The organism is Shewanella sp. MF05960 (assembly GCF_050849305.1).
Lineage (GTDB): Bacteria > Pseudomonadota > Gammaproteobacteria > Enterobacterales > Shewanellaceae > Shewanella.
Genome location: NZ_JBOZPS010000010.1, coordinates 122,615 through 142,039 on the forward strand (window position 1 = coordinate 122,615; position 19,425 = coordinate 142,039).

Consider the following 19,425-nt stretch of genomic DNA (forward strand, 5'->3'; position numbering starts at 1 on the left):
GACTTATTGCCGTTTCAAGCTGGTTAATGATCACCATTCCCCAGCTTGAACAATAATATTTACACAATAGATTAGCGCAATCGATTTCCTACCGTTAACTTCCCTTTACCCGCCGTTATAAATTCCATACAATCCCATGCAAATTGCTTAAGGCATGTTATCGGAGAACAAAATCATGAGTGAAGCTCGTCACGTTAACCTACTAATTTTAGGTTCTGGCCCTGCCGGCTATACCGCTGCTGTTTATGCTGCGCGTGCAAATTTAAATCCTGTGATGATCACAGGTATGCAGCAAGGTGGTCAATTAACCACGACTACTGAAGTTGAAAACTGGCCAGGCGATGCAGAAGACCTAACAGGTCCTGCATTAATGGAACGTATGCAAAAGCATGCTGAAAAGTTTGATACCGAAATTATTTTCGATCACATCAATGAAGTCACGTTAACAGAACGCCCTTTCCGTTTAAAAGGCGACAATGGCGAATTTACGTGTGATGCATTGATTATTGCTACTGGTGCCTCAGCTAAATATTTAGGTCTGCCATCTGAAGAAGCGTTTATGGGCCGCGGTGTTTCTGCCTGTGCAACCTGTGACGGTTTCTTCTATCGTAACCAAAAAGTGGCAGTGATTGGCGGCGGTAATACTGCTGTTGAAGAAGCGCTTTACTTAAGTAACATTGCCTCTGAAGTTCACTTAATTCACCGTCGTGACAGTTTCCGCTCAGAAAAAATTCTGATCAACCGTCTAATGGACAAAGTGGCTAATGGCAACATCATTTTACACCTAGACCAAACACTTGAAGAAGTGACGGGTAACGACATGGGTGTAACGGGTCTTAAAAAGAAGAGCACTAAAGACGGTTCTATTACCGATTTAGAGGTTGCTGGCGTATTCGTAGCCATTGGTCACAGCCCAAATACTGGTATTTTTGCTGGCCAGTTAGAAATGAACCACGGTTATTTACAGGTTAACAGTGGTCTTCAGGGTAATGCGACACAAACTAGCATCGAAGGTGTTTATGCTTGTGGCGACGTAATGGATCAACATTACCGTCAAGCAATCACCTCTGCAGGTACAGGTTGTATGGCTGCACTAGATGCTGAGCGTTACTTAGACGCGAAAAAATAATTTATTCGCTTACTCACTCGCCAAATAACGGGTATACAAACGAGTGAGATTTCGATGACAAAAAAGAGCAGATTTTCTGCTCTTTTTTTGTCTACAAAATATAGCTAATCACTCAATCCAACCATAAAATCTACACTCTTTTCTGATAAAACACCGCTTCAGTATCGCCTAATGGATCGCGATGAAGTCGTTTGTACTGAAATTGCATACCTAATTTTTTCATGATGGCGATAGACGCTAGATTATCTTCAACCGCTATCGCGCTCACATGTGTGACCTCATCAACCGTACTTACCGCTTGCATAACCGCGTTTGCCGCTTCTGTTGCGTAACCTTTTCCCCAACTGACATATTTAAAGCGCCAGCCTAGCTCAATGTTATGCGGCTGCGATTGAGTAAAAAAATGCATTGGCCTGACTAAAATCCACCCTAGGTATTGACCACTCAATTGATGTTTATCATTTTCGACGCAATCCAGTGCTTGAACTTTCCATAAGCCCCAGCCTTTTTGAGGATTTAAATATTGCGCCAATCTTGGGATCATCACCGTATCAATCTGATGTTGAGTGGATTTAATGCCGCCATTTAAAAAATGCATGACGCGCTCGTCTTGGTCTAGTTCAAAAAGTAATGCGTTGTCATCAAGTGTCATTAATGACAGGTGTAATCTAGCGGTGTTGGCTATTTGCATTGGCAGTTCCTATTAATACTGACACTTTAATCAAACTCAGCCTTTGACTGAAACACAAGTTTACACATTGATACAACAAACAAGAAACAATTCGATTAACATATAAGGTAGAAAATAGATTACTTGCAGCCTATTGGGGATAACACTGCAAAAACAAATCAATTAAAGGGAAGCATTGTGGCGACTAAAAAACAGATTATTTTACCCATTATCGTATTAGGAATAGGCATTGCTGGCCTGGTTGGGCTTTCTGCTTTAAAAAAGCCACCAGAAGAAAAACCAGAGGTAGATACTACCCCGTTAGTCTCTGTTGAAGTCATTAACTACCAGCCCATGACCTTTGATGTCAGCTCTTATGGCGTAGTCAATGCTAAATACATGACTGAAATTGTTGCCCAAGTCAGCGGCGAAATTATTTTTTTAGACCCTAACTTTGTTAAAGGCGGCTTTGTTAAAAAAGGCGAGATATTAGCAAAAGTTGACCCTAGTGATTATCAATCGAGTTTACTCGATGCTCAAGCTAGCATTGCCTCATCGCAAGCTTCGTTAGTGCAAGAGCGTGCCAATGCCGAAGTGGCGATCCGCGAATGGGCGGATATCACTAACAGAGAGCCAACAGACTTAAGTTTACGCAAACCGCAATTAGCCCAAGAACTGGCCAAATTAAAAAGTGCAGAAGCCAGTTTAAACCGCGCTAAACGCGATTTAGAACGAACTATTATTCGTGCACCATACGATGCCTTAATCGACGGACGTGAAATTGGCCTAGGTTCATTTGTCAGTAAAGGCACCCCTGTCGGCAAAGTATTAAATACCGACAAAGCTGAAATTCGTTTACCTATCGCCGACAAAGAAATGCAGTATTTAGCCGCTAAAGGCGTTAATGCCAATGTTAATCTGTCGGGTCAGTTTGCCGGCAGTAAACAAGTCTGGTCGGGTAAAATTGTCCGCAGCGAAGGTGTTGTCGATAACAAGAGTCGCATGACCTACCTAATAGCAGAAATAAATGACCCATACGGCTTAACCACGGGTAAAAATGAATTACGTTATGGCACCTATGTCACTGCACAAATTGAAGGCATACAAGTGGGTAATGTCGCAGTAGTGCCTCGCCACCTCGTAGTTAATGGTGCAGTCGCGATTATGGACGCTGATAGAAAGTTAAAATATAAACCCGTGACGGTCATCCGCCAGGATGGCGCGAATGTGGTGATCACCGACGGTTTAGAATCTGGAATGCAACTGATTACCTCAGCACTTGATTATCCTATCGATGGCATGAAAGTGGCGCTGCCAGAAGACCGCGTTCTGCAAAAAGAACCCGTAGCAGAAAAAGATGACACTGAACTTGCGATGGAAGAAGGTGAATAACAATCATGGCTGATACTCATAAAGGACTCATAGCCTGGTTTGCCCGCAACAGTGTGGCGGCGAACTTGCTAATGATCATCATATTGCTGGGCGGATTATTAACTGCCAGCACAATTAGAAAACAATTTTTTCCCGAAGTTGAAATCAACTGGATTGAATTTAGCGCCGTTTACCCTGGTACTGCCCCGCAAGAAGTAGAAGAAGGCATTACCATTAAGATTGAACAGGCACTTGAAAGCGTTCAAGGGTTAAAACGGGTAATTACCTACTCAAACCGCAATATAGCTCAAGGCTATTTTCAGGTTGAAGAGTCTTACGACCCATTAGTGGTGTTAGACGAAATTAAATCAGAAATCGATTCAATTTCAACCTTTCCAGCTGACATGGAACCGCCAAAAGTTGAACGAATTAAATTTCGTCAAGAAGTCATGTACTTAAGCTTGTATGGCGACATGTCTGAGCGCCAATTGAAAGATTTAGGCGATAAAGTTCATAACGAAATCATGCAACTGCCCAACGTGAATATCTCTGAATATTACGGTGGTTTAGGTTATGAAATCAGTATTGAAGTCAGTAAAGATAAGTTGCGCGAGTTTGGGCTCAGCTTTAATGATGTGGCTCAAGCGGTTCAAGGCTATTCGCGCAATATGTCTGCGGGGCAGATTAAAGCAGAAAACGGTTATATTAACTTGCGAGTTCAAAACCAAGCATATGTAGGTTACGAATTTGAAGAGTTGCCATTGTTAACGCTAGATGATGGTACCAAGCTGTCTTTAGGTGATATAGCCGTCGTCAATGACGGTTTTCAAGAAGGAATACAATACTCTAAATTTAACGGTAAAAACTCCGTTACCTTCTTTATCGGCGCAGCTAAAAACCAAAGTATTACTGACGTTGCCGACGTTATCCGTACTTATGTTGATAAAAAGCAAAAATCATTACCACAAGGTGTCACACTTGAACCTTGGGTTGACATGACATATTACCTCGATGGTCGTTTAGATCTCATGCTAGACAGTATGAAAAGTGGCGCCGTGCTGGTATTCCTCATGTTAGCGTTATTTTTACGAGTCCGTTTAGCCTTTTGGGTCATGATGGGGTTACCGGTATGTTTCTTAGGAACCCTACTGTTTATGCCAATGGCATTTATTGATGTCACGATTAACGTCATCAGTTTGTTCGCCTTTATCTTAGTGCTCGGTATTGTGGTCGACGACGCGATTGTCATGGGAGAAAGTGCTCATAGCGAATCTGAAGAGCACGGGCAAAGTGTTGAAAGTGTTATCCGCGGGGTGCAAAAAGTGGCTATGCCAGCCACCTTTGGTGTATTAACCACCATTGCCGCATTTTTACCTATTACCATGGGCGACGGTCCGTCATCGGCCTTCGGCCAAGCGATTGGCTTTGTGGTGATTTTATGTTTGTTATTCTCGCTTGTTGAATCAAAATTGATTTTACCCGCGCATTTGGCTCACATGAAAAAACCTAAGGTAGTCAAGGCTGGTTCAAAGAACCCTCTCGATTGGCTGCGTAACGGCGTGAATTTTATTCAAGGCAAAGTAGATCGTAATTTAACCAAATACATTGAAAACATTTATCGGCCATCGTTAGAAATAGCCATTAAATATCGCTACGCGGTAATTATGGTCTTTATCAGTTTAATTATGGTCTGTGCCGGGCTTTATGGCGGTGGTTTAGTGCGTTTTATTGGTCAGCCAAAAATTCCGCACGACTTCCCGCGCATTACAATCGAAATGAACGTTGATGCATCAGAAAAAGCCACCTTAGCGGCAGCATTGGCCATTGAAGAAACGCTGTATAAAGTGGATAAAAAAGTCGAAGACGAATACGGCCAACGAATGATTTCTGATATGCAGGTTGATCTTCGTAGCCAAACCAGCGCAGAAGTGATGACCAAACTGGTTGATCCTGAACTGCGTCCAATGGACACATTCGCGTTAGCTGAGTTATGGCGCCAGGCTATGCCGCTTATTCCTGGAGTGAAGTCTTTTACCATTCAAGACAGCTTAATGGGTGGTGGCCGTGAAGACGGTGACATTAGCTTTAGATTAGAAGGAAATAACGAAGCGCAACTTGTGGCAGCTTCATTAGCATTAAAACAAAAGCTTAACGGCCTAAAAGGCGTAAGCGATATTAACGACAGCCGTCAATCTAGCGCCAAAGAAGTCCAATTCCAGTTGAAACCGCTCGCGAGCGTGCTTGGGCTAACATTGGCCAATATTGCATCGCAAGTAGGTAACAGTTTTTACGGCTTAGAAGCGCAGCGTATTATCCGTAACGGCGAAGAAATCAAAGTAATGCTTCGCTACCCAGAAGAGCAACGTAACTCAATTGCGTTGGTCCAAGACGTGTTAATCAAAACTGCTGACGGTACTGAGTTGCCATTATCTGAAGTGGCTGACATTAAGGTGGTTCAAGGCGTAAACAGTATCCGACGTGAAAATGGTAGCCGAACCATTAACGTATGGGCCTCTGTAGACGCTGAACAAGCTGAACCTTTTAAACTGGCAAAAGATATCCGCGACAACTTTATCCCCGAACTGTTGGTAAAGTATCCGCAAGTGCGCAGTGAAGTGTCAGGAAATATTCAAGAACAGCTCGATAGTGCAGACACGCAAGTGCGCGACTTCATCTTATCGATGTTAGTGATTTACAGCTTATTGGCCATTCCGCTGCGCTCGTATATTCAACCGGTAATGATTATGTCAGTGATCCCGTTTGGTGTTATTGGTTCTGTTATGGGCCATATCATTTTGGGAATTGATTTGAGTGCCCTTTCAATGTTCGGGATTATTGCGGCTGCGGGGGTTGTGGTAAACGACTCATTAGTGATGGTCGATTATGTCAACAACTCGCGCAAAGCGGGTGTGCCGATGCGTTTAGCTGTGCTTAATGCTGGCTGTAAACGCTTTAGAGCCATTATGTTGACCTCATTAACGACCTTTATTGGTTTGGTGCCCATCATGGCTGAAACCAGCATGCAGGCGCAAATGGTTATTCCAATGGCGGTCTCATTAGCATTTGGGGTGTTATTTGCCACCGTAGTCACCCTGTGTTTAATTCCATGTTTATACATTGCCATTGAAGACACTAAAGCGTTAATGGCGCGTATTATCGGAATTTATTCACCGAGTTCAACTAACGCAACACTAGAAGAATCTCAACAAAATTAAGCCTTACTGTTTGTAGATTCATTAAGGGACCTTACTAAAAGGTCCCTTTTTTATCTCTACACATAAACACTGACGTTAGCGATAAATGACAACGATTAAATTAATCCCGATAATATCGAGTAACTGCATCATTTTATTGAAAATATGCTAATCTGATTATCATCGGTTGTAACCAAAGGACGCCAACATGAGCCAGCGCAGTATTCACTCGTTATTTAAGCCCACTTCAGTTGCCGTGATTGGTGCATCCAACGGGAATAAGCGCGCCGGAAAAGGCGTCATGAAAAACCTATTATCCAGTGGGTTCTCAGGACCGATAATGCCGGTTACGCCTAAATATACCGCGGTAATGGGGGTTTTAGCCTACCCCAATATTGAAGCATTGCCGATAAAGCCAGACTTAGCGATTATCTGCACCAATGCCCAAAAAGTGCCTAGCATTGTTGAACGCTTAGCCCAATTTGGCTGTAAAGTCGCCATCATTATGGCTTCTGGTATGGCTTCACAAACCGATGAACACGGCAATAATTTATTAACACTCACCAAACAATATGCCAAGCGCTACGGGATGCGTTTACTGGGACCAAACAGTTTAGGCATGATATTGCCATCGATTGGCTTAAATGCCAGTTTGGCACATGTTGGCGCCTTACCGGGTAAAATTGCCTTTGTGTCACAATCGGCGGCAATTTGCACCACGGTTTTAGATTGGGCTAATAATAAAGGCATTGGTTTTTCTTCATTTATTTCGCTCGGCGACGCCACTGACATCGACTTTGATGAGTTACTCGATTATTTAGGTCGCGACAGTAAAACCAGCGCGATTATGCTCTATATCGATTCAATCAATGAAAAACGTCATTTCTTATCCGCCGCTCGCGCAGCCTCGCGCAACAAACCCATTTTTGTGATTAAGTCTGGCCGCAGCCATGAAGGCGTTAAAGCAGCCATGCTGCATACTGGCGGTATTGGCGGTAACGATGCCGTCTATGAAGCCGCATTTCGCCGCGCGGGTATGTTAAGAGTAAACGACTTAATTGAACTGTTTGCGGCTGTTGAAAGCCTTGCCCACTCAACCTCATTAAAAGGTGAGCGTTTAGTCATTATGAGTAATGGCGGCGGCCCTGCTGTACTTGCTGCTGATGAGCTGATCATTAAAGGCGGCAAGTTAGCGCAATTATCAGAAGACACCATCAACGAGCTCAATAAAATTTTGCCCGACACCTGGTCAAGACAAAACCCTATCGACATGATTGGCGATGCTGACCACCAGCGTTATGCTAAAACATTAGATATTTTAATGAAAAGTAACGATGCAGATACCATTTTAGTGTTGCATTCACCGTCAATATTGTCTGAAAGCGTAGAGATTGCCAGCAGCCTAATCGATACCATTAGCCAACACCCTCATCGCCATAGAATGAATATTTTAACTAATTGGAGTGGTGAAGACTCCGCCTATCTTGGGCGTAAACGTTTTACTAAAGCAGGCATCCCAACTTACCGTACGCCAGAGGGTGCAGTGCGCGCCTTTATGCACATGGTTGAATATCGTCGTAACCAAAAACTGTTGCAAGAAGTGCCATTGTCAATTCCAGACAACATTCCGGCCGACCGTAATGCTGCCAAAACTCTATTACAACAAGCACTCGATCGCGGGCAAACCGTGGTTGAGACACATCAAGCCGTCGATATTTTAAAAGCCTATGGTTTAAACACCATTGATACCTGGTTTGTTAGCGATGTAGATGAAGCTGTGAATGTAGCCAATAAAGCCGGCTATCCAGTGGCATTAAAAGTCCAATCGCCTGATTTGCTGTATAAATCTGATGTACACGGTGTGGTATTGAATTTAACGTCCGATGAAGATGTCAGTCACGCAGCGCACTCCATCATCGACAGGGTTCATCAAATTAACCCTAATGCCAAGATAGATGGCTTAATCATTCAAAAAATGGCATTAACAGCAGGCGCTCAAGAAATTCGGGTGTCGGTCATAAACGATCCGGTATTTGGCCCCGCCATTTGTTTAGGTGAAGGCGGATCTGAATGGGACCCAACACGCGATGCTGCCGTTGCCCTACCACCACTTAATATGGCCCTAGCACGATATATGGTGATCCAAGCGCTTAAAACCAATAAGTTGCGCGACAGACATTTGCCATTAGGCCTTGATATGAACGCATTGTGTGTGATGCTCACTCAAATATCGCACTTAATTATTGATTGTCCTGAGATTGCCGAAATCGACATCAACCCAGTATTAGCGGCTGGCGAAAAAATTACCTTGTTAGACGTGAATATGCGCTTGCATGACAGCCCACAAGACAACATTGGTCGTCTAGCCATCATGCCTTATCCAAAAGAATTAGAGCAAACCTCAACGCTTAAAAACGGCTTAACCGTGATGCTTAGGCCAATATTGCCCGAAGATGAGCCTAAGCATTTAGAATTTGATAACTCACTTAGCGATGAAGACAGGTACAAACGTTACTTTGGGGTGCGTTCACGCATGACCCATGAAGAAATGGCTGTATTGACTCAAATCGATTATGCGCGCGAAATGGCCTTTATTGCCACTACCATGACAGCTGAGGATGAAGAGTTAACCTTAGGTGCAGTAAGAGCCTCTATCGACCCCGATAATACCGAAGCTGAGTTTGCCATGGCAGTGCGCAGTGATTATCAAGGCATTGGCTTAGGCAAGTTATTGTTAGAGAAGCTTATCTCTTACTATAAAAACAACAACACCTTGTATTTAACCGGTTTCACTATGTTCGAGAATCGCAATATGGCCAGCTTGGCTAAATCATTGGGGTTTACTGTGTCGTTTGATATGGAAGAGCACTTGATCAAAATGCACATGGATTTAGAAAACCAAGACAAGCAAGCGCTGTGATAAACCGTCGTATCGATAAAATGACAAAAATTAAAAGCAATAATAAATAGCAAGAGGCCATCAGTGTTATTGATGGCCTCGTTCGTTTAATCACCCTTTATCGCACGTTACGCAAATTTAACGCAATTACGACCAGAGGCTTTCGCTTTATAAAGTTGCTCGTCTGCACGGGCTAATAAGGTATCGACATCATCGCCGGTTTGCAGTGTAGCCACCCCTATCGACACCGTAATATGGCCTAAATTTTGTTTCTTTTCTTTGCCAATCGACAATTGTTTTAACGAAATACGCTCGCGGATTTTCTCGGCAACGTTGACCGCATCATGTAATTTGGCATTGGGTAACATCACTACAAACTCTTCACCGCCATAACGCGCCACCAAGTCATCACCTTTTACTGTTTGTTTCATCGCTAAAGCCACATAGGCTAGCACTTTGTCACCAATAAGATGACCAAACGTGTCGTTAAACAATTTGAAATGATCGATGTCTATCATCAACAAACTACACACGGTTTGCGTATCGGTAAATTTAGTCATTTGCTCCGAAGCAAACAGCTCATAAGCTCGGCGGTTATTCAGCGACGTCAGTTCATCTGTCATCGCCACCTTACTCAAATTATCCATCTCACTTTTGAGGTTAGCAATTTCATCTGACAACGACACCAAACTGGTTGACATATGACGATTACTGGCAATCACTTGTTCGACTTCTGCCGCAATACTCAACACAATGAGGTTCAGTTCGTCTGCGTCAGGCTTTGTTTGCAATTTAACGCCAAACTCACTGAGGTTAGTCGAAAAAGACTCCGTACCTTCACCCAGCTGTTGAATTTTATGCACCAAACTATTGATCAATATTTGGGTTTCTATTTGGACGTTTTCGATAATTTCAGGCGAACGCTCCTCAATGAAGCGATTGTATAATCCTAAATTAACTTCTGGAGTAAACTTAACATCATTGGCAATGAGCCCATCGATAGCACGTTTTAAATTAAGGTTGGACTCCGAAAAATAATCATACCAAATGGCATAGTTTTCCGGTGTCACTGGAATTGCCAACTCGGACATTTTAGGTAACGCTAAACGCAATATGTGCGAGGTTTGTTCTAGGTTTTGATTATTGTGCATCGAGAACGATACCTTATGATAAAAGCAATGTGTCAAAGGTTATCAGTATGTTATGTCATACTTATGAAGTAAACTCAATTGTTGTTGCTAATATTAAGCAAACTTTTAATGTTAAAATAAGTGTAAAAATAACCCTTTTGCAACAGCGCCACGTTTATAAACAGTGAGTCGTTTAATAATGGCACTCATGTCTATGTAAGCACACATTAATAAACCCGTTTAAACAAGACATCATTACAGCCCATATGTAACCTTTGCCATAACAGGGAATTGATTAATCATGAAAACAACAATACACATAAAACAATTGATATTTGGACTCAGCGTCTTGGCTGCCAGTACCTCTTTTACTGGCTACGCCATGCCAAAAGTAGAACAAGTGCAACAACAGCTCGTGATTCAAACCAGTGTAATGGACAATGACAATTATAAAACTCAAGCTAACACTAAGATGTACCCTGCCCCTAAAGAAAACATGATGCAGCATATATTAACCCTGCCAAAGCTTAACGATGAATCTCAATATTTGATCGAAATTCAAATTGGCCAGAATAAGCTAGTTGATTGTAATAAAATGCACCTAATGGGTGACATCCACACATTAACGCTCGAAGGCTGGGGATATCCTTACTACCAAGTTGACAGTATTATCCAAGGACCAAGTACAAAAATGATGTGTACAGAAGCTAAAAAGGCCCAATTCATCAGCCTTAACAACACCATAACTCAAGAGTATGACAGCCGTTTAGCCAAAGTATTTTATCTTCCTAAAGATGCGCAATTACGTTATCGCATTTGGCGCGCAGCCAGTGAATTTACATTTAGCGATTAATAATTTGCGAAATAAGCTATTGATAATAAGCGGCATGACTCTAATGCACTGCATTGATAAGGCTCATCGATATAGGATTTGATTTTTACAGAATTGAATTACAGAATGGAACTACAAAACTGGCTATAAAATGGAGCTACAGAATTAATCTACAAAACGGGCTATACAATTGAACTACAGAATTAATCTACTAAACGGGCTATACAAAGCTGATATAGAAAATAGATTAACAGAACGGGTATATTGCCTATCAACCTAAGAAGCATGTTTCAGAGCCTCTTCAGGTTGATTGGGGATAGGAAATGTAAAGCCTTGCTAACATTTTAGACACACCATTGATGCTCAAGCAGCAATCACTCTATCTTCAATGGCGCTGACAATTAGCACTTATGACTTTACTGAGATTAACTCGCGCTAATACCGTCTCACTCGCACAACTTGCATAATTTCAATTTCAAAGCCGGCAACCACTTCTTTTGACGGATAATAAATTAAATTGACCTTTTGCCCTTGCAAGCTCTTAAACCGTTTAGGACGCTTGTATTTGAAAGGAACATCACAATTTTCAATCATCAAGGTTTGCAATACCCAATCATTAGTATCACGTTGAGTATGAGAAATAACAGTCACGCCTTCAGTTTGCACTAAATTGGCGTGTTTCTTTAATAATGCTTCAGGAACGGGTTTCATGAATTCACCTTCTTAACTGCATCCAGAATATCTTGATATCGATAAGCACTAAAACGACCAAAGCCGGCTAATTGTTTAACCTTCATACGGCTAAACCTTGGCATCACCATACCTGCTAAAAACTTAGCCTGTGTTGCGATGGTCACAGTGGGTAACGATTTTGCTTGGGCCACTTGGTGAAGAGGCGCTAGCAGTGCAGCAACGTTGGCCGTATCTGGTAATGAAACCAACGCCTGTTTAGATAATACCGCAATTTCGCCTCGACAAACACTGCAATGGCCACATGTTTTGGGGGCTGCTTGATCATCAAAATATTGAGCTAATGCGGCACTTAAGCAAGTGTCGAGCTCAAAAAAATCCACCAGTTTACCAATACGGACAATTTCTTTATGCTCATTGCCGCTAAAGTATTGCGCTAATTGTTGCGTCAATTGCACTCTTTGCGATTCGCTACTCAAGGCATGTTGTTTAACACTGTACACCTGAGTGATTTTTTTGGTTTCAAGAATAATTAAATTCTGCTCGGCTAAATATTCTAGCGCGGCCACCACGCGTTGACGTTCACTACCATATTGCTGATACAAGCTGTCAAAATCCAATTGTCCCCAGATTTTTTTAAACTGAGTGTGCTCAAAGACTTTGTTTAAAAACACTTGGCGTTCAGTATTGAAGCGATTGAGTATTGCTTGCTTGTCTTCAACAAAGCGATATTTAAAGTCGGCAAAATAAGCAAAACTTGGCTTAATCACATCCATCAGCTCTAATTGCACAAATAACGTTTTAAGCGGCAACGTACGGATATTACAAGCGGTAGACAAGGATAACTCTTGCACTTCCCAACGACCTTGATCGGTCTCGCTGGCAATAATATCCAACAAATTAGCAATACTTTCAGGTTCTGGCGTGTCGCCATAGACGAAGTTTTCGACCGTATTTAAGCCATCAAGATTGGCCAAGGTAATGCAATGCGACACATTACCGTCTCGCCCTGCTCTGCCGATCTCTTGGCTGTAATTCTCAATCGATTTAGGTAAGTCATAATGCATCACAAAGCGAATGTCTGATTTGTCGATGCCCATGCCAAATGCAATGGTTGCGACAATGACTTGTATGCGATTATCCATAAATTGTTGCTGAATATCTTGGCGAGCATCTTGCTCCATACCCGCATGATATGCGCGAGCATTCACGCCTTCACTGATTAAATACTGCGCGACCTCTTCTGCCGTTTGCTGCAAGGTAACATACACAATGCCAGCGCCAGGGCTGCCATCAGCAGTAAAATGCTTAACATAGTGCGCAAGATGATTATTTTTATCTTGCTGGCTTACAGCAACAACGGATAAATCAAGATTCGGTCGGTAAAAACCCGTTTGAATAATATGGTGCGGCTCAAGCCCAAAACGCGAAGCCATATCGTGCTTCACTTGCTCTGTGGCGGTGGCGGTTAATAACAAGGTTTGTGGAATCGAGAATGCCTCACAAAACTGCGGAATTTTTAAATAATCTGGACGAAAGTTATGCCCCCATTCTGAAATACAATGCGCTTCATCAACCACTAATAAAGAAATTGCCACAGAGTGCAGAAATTGCCTAAAGCGTTCGTTCTTAAAACGTTCAACCGACACCATTAAAATCCGGGTGCGATTGTCGCGTATATCCCGCATGACTTGTTGGGTTTGCTCATAAGTTAAGCTTGAATCAATACTGGCGGCGGCAATGCCTTTGCTGGCTAAAAATGCCAGCTGATCTTTCATTAATGCCAGTAAAGGTGAAATAACTAAGGTTAGATTAGGCAACTGTTGTGCACAAAACTGATAACACAAAGACTTACCGGAACCTGTAGGAAAAATCGCTAGCGCTGAATGGCCCGATAAAATGGTTTCTATCGCAGCTTGTTGACCGGGTCTAAATTGATCGAAACCAAATTGTTGTTGCAGTAATTGGTGCAGATTTGCATCGTTTAACGTTGCTGTATCGCCAAGATGAATAGTGTCACTGGTTGACATAAATAATCCCTATGAGAGGTGATGAAACCCAAAACTGCATAGGGTTAACAAATAAAATAGTTAGCGTAAATTGAGACGACATCGTTGCTACTGCCGTATTTTTAATATCAGGCATCTCTGCTCATCCACACTTGGTATCATTTCGGGTCTTACTTTATGATACAGGTATTAGAGCATGGTGCTGGTATTACATTGTGTGGCTGCACTTTTATTGCATTCTGATTGCATTCTGATTGCGTTCTGATTGCGTTCTGATTGCATTCTGATTGCATTCTGGTTGCATTAGCCACTTGATAGCGGTTTGCCTTTATGGCGCCTGTTTACGGGCAATATATTGATTAATCAACTGCGTGAGCTTGTCTTCAAAACGCTCTTCCAGGGTATCGAGGCTTTGCTCAAACGATTGCACAAATTTAAGCGCTTTGTCGCGAGGTAAGACTTTGCCGGCAAGACTATATTGGATCTCAACTAATGATTTATCAAAACGAGGTGAAATAAACCACTGACAAACATCGGCATTGAGGTGAGTTAACGTGCGCTCAGCAAGCTGACAAAAGGTGTCGATATGATCAACGCCATCTGGCCCTAAACAACCAGGCTCAAGCCGAAAGAGTATGAGTAACTTTTGCGGGCTGTATTGCTGAGTACTTTTAAGCAAGTCTTCCATAATATCGTGACATAATCCTTAAACAAATGATGAGACAATTTACCCTATCCAACTTTTACACTGGTCGCTAAACGGTAGTACGTAAGCAAACTGTTTGAGTAAGCTAAAAAAATCGGCGGCTTTATATGATGCGATTAATCCCTGACAAAAGTAAAGCAGCAACACTCATAAGCCACGTTAACCGTTATTTAGCATCCCGTAAAAATCAATAATATGCAAATACCACATGGTATTTATTCATCACAAAGCGTTTGTGTTTGGCTTGCGGCAAGTGCATCCGTAAATGCACTAATGTAATGAGCAATGGGCGTTAAGGTCTCTTTTGCACGGCGATTACGACCGAGCAATGATGATTCGACAAATAAATCAAACCAAGCAGACAGCGCCGCACCATTTTGTGGTTCTTGCGCCGCCGTTAATGCCAATGATGCCACTTCCGCGGTGCCTAATTGAAAATCATGACTACCTTTGCGTAATGCATAAGTCGCTAGCGTTTCTGGGGCAAATGACAATACCGGCATTTGATGCAAATAAGGGCTTTTACGGAACATTTTAATCGCTTCACGCCAACTGCCGTCGAGCATCACTAATAATGGGGTTTTCATCTTACCGTTAGCTTGAAGTAGATTGTCTGGCAAAATTTGATTCACGATAGGCTGCTGGTTTTCAATATATTGTTGCGGGAACACTAAGTACGGTTGATAGCGCTCATCGGCTAACAACGCCAACATCTGTTGGTCGATATCAGTGCGTGTCCATAAAAAGGCATGGGTGTCAGGGATCAGATCGGCAATAAGACGGCCACTATTGGTCGGTTTTAACACCTCATCATTGTACATCAGCAGCATAAAACTCACTTGCGTTGCCAAATATTGACGATGCTCGCAGGTACAAAACAATTCACCCAACAAACATAATTCACAGCGAATAAGCTTTTTCCCCCGCGCACCAAAGGGCTTAGTCGACAATGATTTTCGATAAGCGTGCAAGCGATGAACCGCATGGAGTGGTGCTTTTGCTTTTGAATTAACAACAGGATTCATATAACGCTCTGATGTGAAAAAAATTTCACCACTCGTTAGAGTGGTGAAGGAAGTTGGATAAGCAACTGTGCTGTAGCGGAGATTATAGAATACGACGCAGTAAAAAGTCAGCTTTTAAACGACGGATACGATTCATAACCTTTTTTACCGGCTTAGGGTATTTGTGTAAGGTATCAATCTGGCTGTAGTGGAACAGTCGCTCAGTGTGCAACAAGATATGTTGCTGTTCAGCAATAAACGATTCTTTCCAACTGCCCGACTCATCATGCAATAACAGGCCATTTTCTAAATCTAATGCCCATGCTCTAGGATTAAGATTAGAGCCCGTAATCAGGTGTTTGCGGTTATCTGCACTGATGCCCTTTAAGTGAAAACTGTTAATGCCATCTTTCCACAAATGTATGTTTAACTGTCCATTTTCGATGGCCCATTGCTGACGTTTCGCAAATTTACGTAACGACTGCTCATACATGTATGGCAGAGCGCCAATGGTAGAAAAGTCTTGCTCAGGGGGAATATAAAAGTCATTAGCTGTTTTGTCGCCGACAACAATATCAATCTTTTTACCCTCGCGCAGATGCTTAGCTAACGCTCGGCTTAAAATTGCTGGCGGGTTAAAATAAGGCGTGCAAATAAACAATTGTTGTTTCGCGCTTTCAACCAACTTAATCACAGTGTCGTTAAGTAAATTGTTTTTGCGCCCTAGACCTAACAATGGGGTAACACGATTTCCCACTGTGGTGGTTTTGTATTGATAATGCGCTTGAGACAGTCGATGCTTAAAGCTCTTAATGTCTTGCTTTTCTGGGTTGCATTCGCTTTCTAATGGCTGGGTCAATACGCACACAGCAGAGTCGTTGACGATATCTTGCTTGATCATATCTCGCATGCTGCGCGCCAATTCAGCACATTCAATTAGGTGATAACGATCAAAACGGTATTTGTCTTTTTGCTGCAAATAAATATTATTGATACTCGCGCCACTGTATATCACCGCGTCGTCAATAATAAAGCCCTTAAGGTGTAACACCCCCATGAACTCGCGCGATTTTACAGGCACACCAATAATGTCAAAAGGATGAGATGCTTCGGCCATCAAATTGCGGTACATAATGTAATTACCACTGTCGCCTTTATGGCCAATTAAACCACGACGAGCACGATGGTAATCCACTAATACTTTGATGTCTAAATCTGGTTGGCGCGCTTTAGCGGCTAACAACGCATGCAACACTTCACGCCCGGCTTCATCGTCTTCAACGTATAAAGCTGCAATGTAAATTGAAGATGTTGCTGACGCAATTCTAGCTAATAATGCTTGTTTAAAATCTTGGGGGTTAAGTAACCAAGTTACAGCATCAGCTTTTAGCGCAATACCACCTAACTTATCCAGCAAGGCATCCTCCTTAAAATGAGTGCTCATCATAATGTGATGAGCAAAATAACAAACTTCACAGCCTATCGTTATGATTATGTGGGCGGTGATATTTCGATATCGTGTGTTTTAATCAACTAAAGCACTGGTGCTTTTTCTATGTGATATTGGTATCCGTTTTATCAAACCTGACACAACGTCTATCATAAGCTAAAGCGTGGTTTATTTTCAGGTTCATTGGGCTTAATAGAGAAGCAGCACAAGTAAAACATGTCTTTGACGCATAATTTAGCTGATAGAAATTACCGACTAACAAGGTGATGAGCAAGATGTTTCTTCCTTTAGGGCGGTTTTAATGGCTTTCTTTGGCTAAAATAAATACAACAGCGTTAAATAATTACCAATCTGCTGACTAACTGCACAGCGGTATCCACTTGCAACATGCCCTTTGTGATTCAAAATACGACATTTTAGCTAACGACACCCAAAGGTAAGCATAAATGGAATAGGTTTACGCATATTGCGGCAATATATTTAAGCTGTGGGTGCAATAGTCGTATCAGCGAATAATTTGTTACGCTAAAATACCTAAACTGTGTAAAGCATTGATCATAATTGCACATTGACTAAGTTGCACGTTAACAAAATTGTACCTTGACTAAATCGCACGTTAACTAAGTTGTAGGCCTATATGCATTTACCGTTTTTAACGGCGTTACCCCACAATAAACCACAGCAACATCGTGTTACGCGTTTATGGACTTTTTTTGCCAGTTTAACTGTTATGGCGGCTCATGTTGTGATGGCGCCAGTTGCCATTGCAGAAATAACGGTACCGCAAAGCTTCGTCACTGAAGTCCCATTGGCCTCTGATGAGTCAGCCCCAAAACCGGCAGCACAATACCTAGAGAGCATGTTGCAGTTACTTAAACCTGCCTACTCTCAACTTGGTATTAGCGTGTGGGACATGACGACCCAACAAGCAGTATTTACTTACAACAACCAATCATTAATGCAGCCCGCCAGTATCCAAAAATTACTCACGGCACTGGCAGCAACTAAACAATTAGGTCCTGGGTTTTACTATCAAACGCAATTGAGTACTTATGCCAGTTCCCCCCTCAATAAACAGCAAATTAACAATGGCGTATATCAGGGTGATATTTACATCGAGTTTAGTGGCGATCCAACATTAACGTATCAAGATTTACAGCAATTACTGACTTCACTCAAAAATTTGGGCATTCGAAAAATTGATGGCCAAGTGGTGTTAGTCAGCGATCAAGACAGCCAATTACAAGCACCAGGCTGGGTGTGGGACGATTTAGGCATTTGTTATGCTGCACCTATTTCACCGTTTATTATTGATAAGAATTGCGTTTATGGCCGTTTATCGACCACAGGCTACGACAAAACAGCCAGTATTAGTATGATGGGCAAACGCCCAATTAACATCACTAACGAAGCGTACTTTGTTAATCCGGTTGTTGCCAGCTCACAATACAAAGTCGCACCTGCTGGATCGGTATACACACAGGCCAATAGCCAACCGGCTTGCCAGCTTACACTGAGTCGCTTTGATAATAATCGTTACCACCTTAGCGGGTGTCACGTTGGTGCGAAATCACTGCCGCTAGCTATCGCCATTACTGAACCGGCGCTTTATGCCCAACACATCGTGGCCAAGCAACTTACCGCCTTAGGTATACAGCACAACGCACCGATAGCGTTGAGCCGCGCGCAACTCACACCGTCTGGCGGTCAGCGGCAATTAATTAGCAGTCATCACTCTGCCCCATTAACTGAATTGTTATCGACCATGCTATTAAAATCTGACAATTTAATTGCTGACAGTTTATTAAAAAAAGTGGGCGAAGCTTATTTTCAATCGCCAAGTGATTTTGCCCGCAGTAGTCAGGCCATGAAAGCCATTTTGTATTCGCTAGGGATTGATTTGGCCGATGCTAATTTAGCCGACGGCTCTGGGTTGTCACGGTATAATTTACTCAGTGCAGAGCAAGTATTAAGTGTATTAACCACGGTTTATCGCATGCCGGAATATCATTTTTTACTCGATACCCTGCCAGAGTCGGGCGTCAGTGGCACCTTGCGTTATAAACGCTACTTTAATAAATCACCGCTAAAAAATCATGTGTTTGCCAAAACAGGCAGCATGTTAGGGGTGGCCAATTTGGCCGGCAGAGTCAAAGCCAGCAATGGCCATGACTATTTGTTTGTGCTCATTGAAAACGGCTTGAGCCCACAAATTAAAAAACAACAAAAAGCGCCTTTTTCGGCCGTTTTTTTACAAACAATGTTAGATGTGCCCGTTAACTAATCGCCGTTAACACTCAGGCGTTGACACAATAAAACTCAATAATTTCAATCTAACACT

The 19,425-nt window shown here is 42.4% G+C and carries 13 protein-coding genes; 6 read left to right on the forward strand and 7 right to left on the reverse strand.

Annotated features, from left to right (window positions below; translation table 11 throughout):
- Window positions 1–175 precede the first annotated feature (175 nt).
- A complete protein-coding gene (gene trxB, locus ACROAE_RS12150) occupies window positions 176–1,129 on the forward strand; it encodes a thioredoxin-disulfide reductase (protein ID WP_432402057.1) in 954 nt (317 codons plus the stop codon).
- A 130-nt stretch (window positions 1,130–1,259) separates the two neighbouring features.
- Here the strand turns inward: trxB and ACROAE_RS12155 are convergent, their stop codons facing one another.
- Entirely contained in the window at window positions 1,260–1,820 is a 561-nt protein-coding gene (locus ACROAE_RS12155; protein ID WP_432402059.1) for a GNAT family N-acetyltransferase, read from the reverse strand.
- A 177-nt stretch (window positions 1,821–1,997) separates the two neighbouring features.
- Between ACROAE_RS12155 and ACROAE_RS12160 the strand changes: the two genes are divergently transcribed.
- From ACROAE_RS12160 to ACROAE_RS12170, 3 genes are all read left to right on the forward strand, one after another.
- Window positions 1,998–3,191, forward strand: coding sequence for an efflux RND transporter periplasmic adaptor subunit (locus ACROAE_RS12160; RefSeq protein ID WP_432402061.1), 1,194 nt, complete (start codon window positions 1,998–2,000; stop codon window positions 3,189–3,191).
- A gap of 5 nt (window positions 3,192–3,196) precedes the next feature.
- Entirely contained in the window at window positions 3,197–6,385 is a 3,189-nt protein-coding gene (locus ACROAE_RS12165; RefSeq protein ID WP_432402063.1) for an efflux RND transporter permease subunit, read from the forward strand.
- A 187-nt stretch (window positions 6,386–6,572) separates the two neighbouring features.
- Window positions 6,573–9,284 carry a bifunctional acetate--CoA ligase family protein/GNAT family N-acetyltransferase gene (locus ACROAE_RS12170; RefSeq protein ID WP_432402065.1) on the forward strand — a complete coding sequence of 904 codons (2,712 nt, stop codon included), beginning with the start codon at window positions 6,573–6,575 and terminating at the stop codon, window positions 9,282–9,284.
- A gap of 107 nt (window positions 9,285–9,391) precedes the next feature.
- Here the strand turns inward: ACROAE_RS12170 and ACROAE_RS12175 are convergent, their stop codons facing one another.
- Window positions 9,392–10,414, reverse strand: a complete 1,023-nt coding sequence (locus tag ACROAE_RS12175; protein ID WP_432402067.1) for a GGDEF domain-containing protein — start codon at window positions 10,412–10,414, stop codon at window positions 9,392–9,394.
- 280 nt (window positions 10,415–10,694) lie between these two features.
- On the opposite strand from ACROAE_RS12175, the gene eco reads away from it, so the two are divergent.
- Complete coding sequence (gene eco / locus ACROAE_RS12180) at window positions 10,695–11,246, forward strand: serine protease inhibitor ecotin (RefSeq protein ID WP_432402069.1); 552 nt, start codon at window positions 10,695–10,697, stop codon at window positions 11,244–11,246.
- Window positions 11,247–11,660: 414 nt separating this feature from the next.
- Here eco and ACROAE_RS12185 read toward each other — a convergent pair whose 3' ends face one another.
- The 5 genes from ACROAE_RS12185 to pssA form a co-directional block, all read right to left on the reverse strand.
- Window positions 11,661–11,936, reverse strand: a complete 276-nt coding sequence (locus ACROAE_RS12185; RefSeq protein ID WP_432402071.1) for a hypothetical protein — start codon at window positions 11,934–11,936, stop codon at window positions 11,661–11,663.
- Window positions 11,933–13,945, reverse strand: coding sequence for a RecQ family ATP-dependent DNA helicase (locus ACROAE_RS12190; protein ID WP_432402073.1), 2,013 nt, complete (start codon window positions 13,943–13,945; stop codon window positions 11,933–11,935). Before ACROAE_RS12190 ends, ACROAE_RS12185 begins: the two co-directional genes overlap by 4 nt.
- A 307-nt stretch (window positions 13,946–14,252) precedes the next feature.
- Entirely contained in the window at window positions 14,253–14,612 is a 360-nt protein-coding gene (locus tag ACROAE_RS12195; protein ID WP_432402075.1) for a hypothetical protein, read from the reverse strand.
- Between the two features lie 233 nt (window positions 14,613–14,845).
- Complete coding sequence (locus tag ACROAE_RS12200; RefSeq protein ID WP_432402077.1) at window positions 14,846–15,655, reverse strand: tRNA-uridine aminocarboxypropyltransferase; 810 nt, start codon at window positions 15,653–15,655, stop codon at window positions 14,846–14,848.
- Between the two features lie 82 nt (window positions 15,656–15,737).
- Entirely contained in the window at window positions 15,738–17,078 is a 1,341-nt protein-coding gene (pssA, locus tag ACROAE_RS12205) for a CDP-diacylglycerol--serine O-phosphatidyltransferase (protein ID WP_432402150.1), read from the reverse strand.
- Between the two features lie 643 nt (window positions 17,079–17,721).
- On the opposite strand from pssA, the gene dacB reads away from it, so the two are divergent.
- Window positions 17,722–19,368 (forward strand): D-alanyl-D-alanine carboxypeptidase/D-alanyl-D-alanine endopeptidase, encoded by a 1,647-nt coding sequence (dacB, locus tag ACROAE_RS12210; protein WP_432402079.1) that lies wholly within the window; start codon window positions 17,722–17,724, stop codon window positions 19,366–19,368.
- The last annotated feature ends 57 nt before the right edge of the window (window positions 19,369–19,425 follow it).

Excerpts from the sequence above, each read along its gene's own strand:
- trxB (WP_432402057.1), top strand. The coding sequence starts at position 176 with ATGAGTGAAGCTCGTCACGTTAACCTACTAATTTTAGGTTCTGGCCCT.
- ACROAE_RS12155 (WP_432402059.1), bottom strand. The coding sequence starts at position 1,820 with ATGCAAATAGCCAACACCGCTAGATTACACCTGTCATTAATGACACTT.
- ACROAE_RS12165 (WP_432402063.1), top strand. The coding sequence starts at position 3,197 with ATGGCTGATACTCATAAAGGACTCATAGCCTGGTTTGCCCGCAACAGT.
- ACROAE_RS12170 (WP_432402065.1), top strand. The coding sequence starts at position 6,573 with ATGAGCCAGCGCAGTATTCACTCGTTATTTAAGCCCACTTCAGTTGCC.
- ACROAE_RS12175 (WP_432402067.1), bottom strand. The coding sequence starts at position 10,414 with ATGCACAATAATCAAAACCTAGAACAAACCTCGCACATATTGCGTTTA.
- eco (WP_432402069.1), top strand. The coding sequence starts at position 10,695 with ATGAAAACAACAATACACATAAAACAATTGATATTTGGACTCAGCGTC.
- ACROAE_RS12185 (WP_432402071.1), bottom strand. The coding sequence starts at position 11,936 with ATGAAACCCGTTCCTGAAGCATTATTAAAGAAACACGCCAATTTAGTG.
- ACROAE_RS12190 (WP_432402073.1), bottom strand. The coding sequence starts at position 13,945 with ATGTCAACCAGTGACACTATTCATCTTGGCGATACAGCAACGTTAAAC.
- ACROAE_RS12195 (WP_432402075.1), bottom strand. The coding sequence starts at position 14,612 with ATGGAAGACTTGCTTAAAAGTACTCAGCAATACAGCCCGCAAAAGTTA.
- ACROAE_RS12200 (WP_432402077.1), bottom strand. The coding sequence starts at position 15,655 with ATGAATCCTGTTGTTAATTCAAAAGCAAAAGCACCACTCCATGCGGTT.
- pssA (WP_432402150.1), bottom strand. The coding sequence starts at position 17,078 with ATGAGCACTCATTTTAAGGAGGATGCCTTGCTGGATAAGTTAGGTGGT.
- dacB (WP_432402079.1), top strand. The coding sequence starts at position 17,722 with ATGCATTTACCGTTTTTAACGGCGTTACCCCACAATAAACCACAGCAA.